Source organism: Bifidobacterium sp. (genome assembly GCF_050874245.1).
GTDB lineage: Bacteria > Actinomycetota > Actinomycetes > Actinomycetales > Bifidobacteriaceae > Bifidobacterium.
On the sequence record NZ_JBNMKH010000021.1, the window covers coordinates 23665 to 29664 of the forward strand.

The following is a 6000-nucleotide window of genomic DNA, read 5'->3' on the forward strand; positions in this document are numbered from 1 at the left end:
TGTCATGGCCCGTCCAACCGGTTTCAGAAGCGGTGTCGGGGACTTTGCCGGGCGTCGATACGTCACCTTACGCTCTATAGGCATGAGTTTGTTTAGCAAGAAGGAGCAGCCTGCTCAGGAGGCCGCTGAGGACCAAAGCGAAAAGCCGACGTCCGGCAAAGGCCGTCCGACCCCGAAACGCAAGGACGCCCAGGCGCAGAACCTCCGTCCGCTCGTACCTAAGGATCGCGAGGCGAGCCGCAAGGCCGCGAAAGCCCGTATGCGCGCGCGTGAAAACGCCGAATACGATGCCATGCAGAGTGGTGACATCAACCATATGCCGAAATCGGAGCGTCTGCCATGGCGCGTCTACATCCGCGACTATGTTGACGCCCGTTTCAATCTGGGAGAATTCTTCATCCCGGTGGCGTTCATCATCCTCATCGGTTCCATGATTGTCACCTATGCGTGGCCTGCCATGGCATTGCCGCTCATGCTGATCATGTACGTTTATCTGTTCGCCGTGATCATCGATGTGGTGATTATGTGGCGCAAACTCAAGAAGAAGCTCATCGAGAAGTTCGGCGAGCAGTCCGTGGGCAAGGGTATGCGTTCCGGCTCTTACGCGTGGAGCCGTGCCATCCAGATTCGCCGTTGGAGGCTTCCGAAGCCGCGCTATCCGAAGCGCGGACATTGGCCGGAGTGACTTGCAGCGAACAAGTCGCCATTTTTTTCAAGCCGTCAGCGAACAGCCGACGGCTTTTCCATTACCATGGAAAATATTATGTGCCGGAGGAAATCATTCGCTCCGCCGGCGCGTGCTCGTATCAATGAGGAATGAATCGGGATTTAACAATGGCTCAACAGCATTTCGATATCGCTATCATCGGAGCTGGCCCAGGCGGCTATTCCACGGCGTTACGTGCCGCGGAACTTGGTAAAACGGTGGCGTTGATTGAAAAGGATGCGACGCTCGGCGGCACATGTCTCAACCGCGGCTGCATTCCATCGAAGGCGCTATTGACCGCCGTCCATAGCGTCGAAACCATACGCAATGCCGAACGTATGGGCATTAACGCCTCGTTGCAAAGCATCGATTTCGGCAAGTTGCGTGATTTCCGCGTTTCCACGGTGGAAACGATGACGAAGGGATTGACGGGACTGCTGGCACATCGCGGCGTTACCGTATTTCGGGGAGATGCTGTGTTGCGTGGTGCGCACACGGTGGATATCCTGCCCGCTCAGGGGCAGACGCATGTATTGCGGTCCGTAAAGGCTGAGGTCTTCGAGCCCACTGATGCGCAATTCACAATTGTCGCAGATGATATCGTACTGGCAACCGGTTCGCGGCCTCTCGCGTTGCCCGATAATCCTTTCACTGGCGCTTTGATTGATTCCACCCAGGCTTTGGAACTGAACACGCTTCCCGCCAGCGCGGTCATAGTCGGAGCGGGCGCGGTGGCGTTGGAATTCGCGTCGCTGTGGAACGCCGCTGGTTGCAAGGTAACGTTGCTGATTCGCAAGGATCGGGTGCTCTCCACTTGGGAACGCCGCACGTCGATGACGCTGACGCGCGAATTGAAACGCAGGGGAGTGGAGGTGATCACGCGCACCGCTGTGGAGCATGTGGACACCGGAGCGAATCTGGGCGCTACCGTGCATTATCGGCAGAACGATTCCACGGAAGAGCGCGTCGCATATGGCGAGGTGGTTCTTGCCGCCATTGGCCGTGTGCCGAACACCGATGCAGACTGGTTCCGTTCCAGCGGTCTTGCGCTTGACGACCGCGGTTATGTCGTCGTCGATGGATTCGGACATACGAATCTTGATGGCGTGTGGGCTTTGGGAGACATCACTCCCGGACATGCGCTGGCGCATCGTGCGTTCGAACAGGGCATCACCATCGCCGAAAAGATCGCCGGACTCGACCCAAAGCCGGTACTTGATGAAACCGTGCCTCAGGTGGTGTTCTCCTTCCCGGAGGCTGCAAGCGTCGGACTGACGCTCGACCAAGCGAAAACCCGTGAGGATGTGCTGGAGCCTGAAGAAACAGCCTATCCGATGCTGTCCAACGCGCGCATGCTGATGAGTGGCGAAGGTGGATCGATGACCATCGTCAGCGGCGAATTCGCCGACGAGCCAAACAAACGAGTGGTGCTCGGCGTGCATATCGTCAGTCCGATCGCAAGCGATCTCATCGCGGAAGCCGAGCAATTGGTCGGCAATCATGTGCCACTCGCCGATGCCGCACGATTGATTCATCCGCATCCCACATTCAGTGAGACGCTCGGCGAGGCGCTGCTCAAAGCGGACGGGCGGCCATTGCATACGAGATAGGGTGTGCGGGAAGGTGCGCACGATGGTATGGCCGCACACCAAATGGCATGGTTCCTGATAGACTACCATCCCAGTGCGTGTAAACGAACCGTCAAGCGAGGAAGTCGATGGCAGATAAAGCAGAGAAAAAGAAGCAGAAAAAGCAGAGCACCATCAGCCAGATCATTCAGATCTTCAAGTACACCCACGCTGAGGACAAGGCACTCCCGTGGCTGTGCGGAGGTGTTTTTGTGGCACCTATCATCGTGTTCGTCGTGCTGGGCATCGTATTCAAATGGTCGGCGATCGGTTGGATCACCTCCATGATTCTTGCGATTCTGCTGGGTGTCCTGTTCGCCACCATGATGCTCACCAGGCGCGCCGACAAGGTCGGTTATGCCAAAATCGAAGGTCGACCGGGCGCAGCCATCAGCGTGCTCGGCAACATCAACAAGGCCGGCTTCAACTTTCCGCAGGAGCCCGTGTGGGTTGATCCGAAGACCAAGGATGCCATTTGGCGTGGTACAGGCTACAACGGCATTTATCTGCTGGGCGAAGGCGAGTATGGTCGTGTCAAGCGTGCCATGGATCGTCAGGAGCAGCGCATCAAGGGCGTGACCGCCGGCTCTGATATTCCGGTCTATCGCATGTACGTCGGCACTGGTGAAAACCAGACCCGGCTCAAGGATGTGCGTAAGGTCCTGCTCAAGTTCAAGAGCTACCAGCCGACCCATCACAAGAACAAGCTGATGGCCGCCATCCATCCGAAGACACGTTTTGTGCTTACCAAGACCGAGCTCACCGTGCTTAACGAGCGTTTGCGTACTCTGCAGCTGAAGAACGGTATGAGCGTGCCGAAGGGCGTCGATCCCATGCATCCGCAGCGTATCAGCCGTCGTGCGATGCGCGGCCGCTGATAGGACGGAATCGCGTCTTCTTGTTAGAAAAAGCTCCGATCGTGCCATGAGATCGGAGCTTTTCCATATTTGACACACCTCCATGTCCATTAATTGAACGTCGATTGCATTACCCCGGAAGATGGCGCGCGAACGTTTGTAACAATCGAATCCCGTTTTTTCGCGAAATCACCCTACGAATATGTCATTACGAAACATTCTCGTAACCCAAGTGGCGAGTGAGCGAAACGAGCGGCCATAGACTAAGAGCCTGTAAGCAACTTATTCGAAAGGAGCGGTCCCGTGACTGCACTTGAAACCAAGGCTGATGCTGAGGCCCTTATCAACAAGGAAGGCATTGAATATGTCTCCGTTCGCTTCACTGATCTGATCGGTGTTCAGCAGCACTTCACCGTGCCGGCAAGCGAATTCCTGAAGGATGCCTTCACCGACGGCATGCCGTTCGATGGTTCTTCCGTGGAAGGCTTCCAGGCCATCAACGAGTCCGACATGAAGCTGGTGCCGGATGTTTCCACCGCATTCATCGACCCGTTCCGCAAGCACAAGACCCTTGACGTGGCCTTCTCCATCGTCGATCCGCTGACCGACGAGCCGTACTCCCGTGATCCGCGTCAGGTTGCAGGCAAGGCAGAGGCCTACCTGAAGTCCACCGGCATCGCCGACACCGCTTCCTTCGCTCCGGAAGCCGAGTTCTTCATCTTCGACAAGGTGCGCTTCGAGAACTCCATGCAGCGTTCCTTCTACGAGGTGGACTCCATCGAGGCTCCGTGGAACTCCGGCATCGACACTGAAGATGACGGCACTCCGAACATCGCGTTCAAGAACTGTGTCAAGAAGGGTTATTTCCCGGTTCCTCCGATTGACCACACCCAGGATCTGCGCGACGACATGGTCGCCAACCTGCAGAAGGTCGGCCTGATTCTCGAGCGTTCCCACCACGAGGTTGCCGGCGCTGGTCAGCAGGAGATCAACTATCGCTTCAACTCCCTGCAGCATGCAGGCGATGACCTGATGAAGTACAAGTACGTTGTCCACGAGACCGCCGCTCTGGCAGGCAAGGCCGCAACCTTCATGCCGAAGCCGATCGCAGGCGACAATGGTACCGGCATGCACTGCCACCAGTCCCTGTGGAAGGACGGCAAGCCGCTGTTCTACGACGAGAAGAACTACGGTGGTCTGTCTGACATCGCCCGTTGGTACATCGGCGGCCTGATTAAGCACTCTTCCTCCGTGCTGGCCTTCACCAACCCGTCTCTGAACTCCTATCACCGTCTGGTTCCGGGCTTCGAGGCGCCGGTCAACTTGGTATACTCCGCTCGTAACCGTTCCGCCGCTATCCGTATCCCGCTGGCTGGCACCTCTCCGGCTGCGAAGCGTATCGAGTTCCGTGCTCCGGATCCGTCCTGCAACCCGTTCCTCGCCTTCTCCGCACAGCTGATGGCTGGCCTGGACGGCATCCTGAACCACATCGAGCCTCCGGCACCGGTCGACAAGGATCTGTACGAACTGCCGCCGGAAGAGCATGCAGGCATCAAGCAGGTTCCGAGCTCCCTGGCTGAAGCCATGGACGCCCTTGAGGAAGATCATGACTTCCTCACCGCAGGCGACGTTTTCACTGACGACCTGATTGAGACTTGGCTGGGCATCAAGCGCGGTGAAATCGACCAGGCTCGCTTGGCTCCGACCCCGCTGGAGTACGAGCTGTACTTCCACATCTGATAGCCGAAGCCCCTGAGCTCTACTGCCGACTGGGTTTCAGAGTCCAGTATAGGCGTCAGGTGTACTTATGGTGCACCTATGTCGGAAAAGACATGACCCCTGCACGACTCGATGAGAGCCATGCGGGGGTCGTTGTCGTCTTTTCGGGCCGGATTTCGTCACTGCGGCCGCTCGGGCAGGGAGGAGATCCAGACGTTCAGGCCGCACAGGGCAGCAGCCTCGGGCATACCCAATAGCGGCCGGTTCTCAATGGGAATAAACGGCTTCTCCTTGGACGGCAAGGGCCGCAAGAGCCCGACCGTGCGAAGCAGGCCATGTTGTGCGAGATGGCGAGACAGCTGCCGTTGCCTGTCGGCACGTCCGACGTGTAGTCCGTTAAGAGCACCGGTAGCACCATGACTGTGTCTAACTTTGACAATGACCTGTGTCTGATCGTCGACTTTAATGGTAGCCCGATGATTGGGCGTGCCATCGTCAAATCCACGGCAGATAAGAATGCAAATGGTTCCAATGGCACCAAGGACACCTTCCAGGAGGGAGAATTGTCGCGGCTGAGGAAGTCGAACGCACGGTCGCCGTGGTGCATCGGGATGGAAAATATTTTTTATGGGCAGATGTATTTTTCATTTGACATTCCAATGTCTCCTTCGCGATGCATCGATTAGGCATGCGATTCGACGCGACACTTCCGACACGCAATGTTGGTGACATATGGCATAATGGTCACTTGGCAGCGGAACCTTGTGTTTACGATGCCGATCCCCCATGGTGTAATGGCAGCACACGGGTCTTTGGAACCCTTTGTCTTGGTTCGAGTCCAGGTGGGGGAGCTCGGATAACGGATTCTCGTCTTTATGCGAGAATCCGTTTTTTCTGTATTTAATGGCGATTGCGAACATTGCCTTGACACATCCGAGGGATTGGGCAGGTCTTGGACGGAGACAAGGTGCGCATGACGCCGAGCCTGCATCTCCGTAGGCCTTTCGTATGCGAAGGGCGGAGATTCGTAGTACATTGTCCCTGACTGGCCCCGGAACGCGACAAAGTCCGTCATTCCAATGTCGTGAAA

The 6000-nt window shown here is 56.8% G+C and carries 4 protein-coding genes and 1 tRNA gene; all 5 read left to right on the plus strand.

Annotated features, from left to right (window positions below; genetic code table 11):
* The first annotated feature begins 82 nt into the window (after window positions 1-82).
* The 5 genes from ACR0P8_RS03810 to ACR0P8_RS03830 all read left to right on the plus strand — a co-directional run bounded on the left by ACR0P8_RS03810 (window position 83) and on the right by ACR0P8_RS03830 (window position 5761).
* Window positions 83-685, plus strand: a complete 603-nt coding sequence (locus ACR0P8_RS03810) for a DUF3043 domain-containing protein (protein ID WP_432623827.1) — start codon at window positions 83-85, stop codon at window positions 683-685.
* 149 nt (window positions 686-834) lie between these two features.
* Window positions 835-2316, plus strand: a complete 1482-nt coding sequence (locus ACR0P8_RS03815) for an FAD-dependent oxidoreductase (RefSeq protein WP_432623829.1) — start codon at window positions 835-837, stop codon at window positions 2314-2316.
* A gap of 107 nt (window positions 2317-2423) precedes the next feature.
* Window positions 2424-3212, plus strand: coding sequence for a DUF4191 domain-containing protein (locus ACR0P8_RS03820; protein WP_432623831.1), 789 nt, complete (start codon window positions 2424-2426; stop codon window positions 3210-3212).
* Window positions 3213-3494: 282 nt separating this feature from the next.
* Window positions 3495-4931, plus strand: coding sequence for a type I glutamate--ammonia ligase (gene glnA / locus ACR0P8_RS03825; RefSeq protein ID WP_432623833.1), 1437 nt, complete (start codon window positions 3495-3497; stop codon window positions 4929-4931).
* Window positions 4932-5690: 759 nt separating this feature from the next.
* Window positions 5691-5761: transfer RNA gene (locus ACR0P8_RS03830), tRNA-Gln, on the plus strand.
* Window positions 5762-6000: the final 239 nt, after the last annotated feature.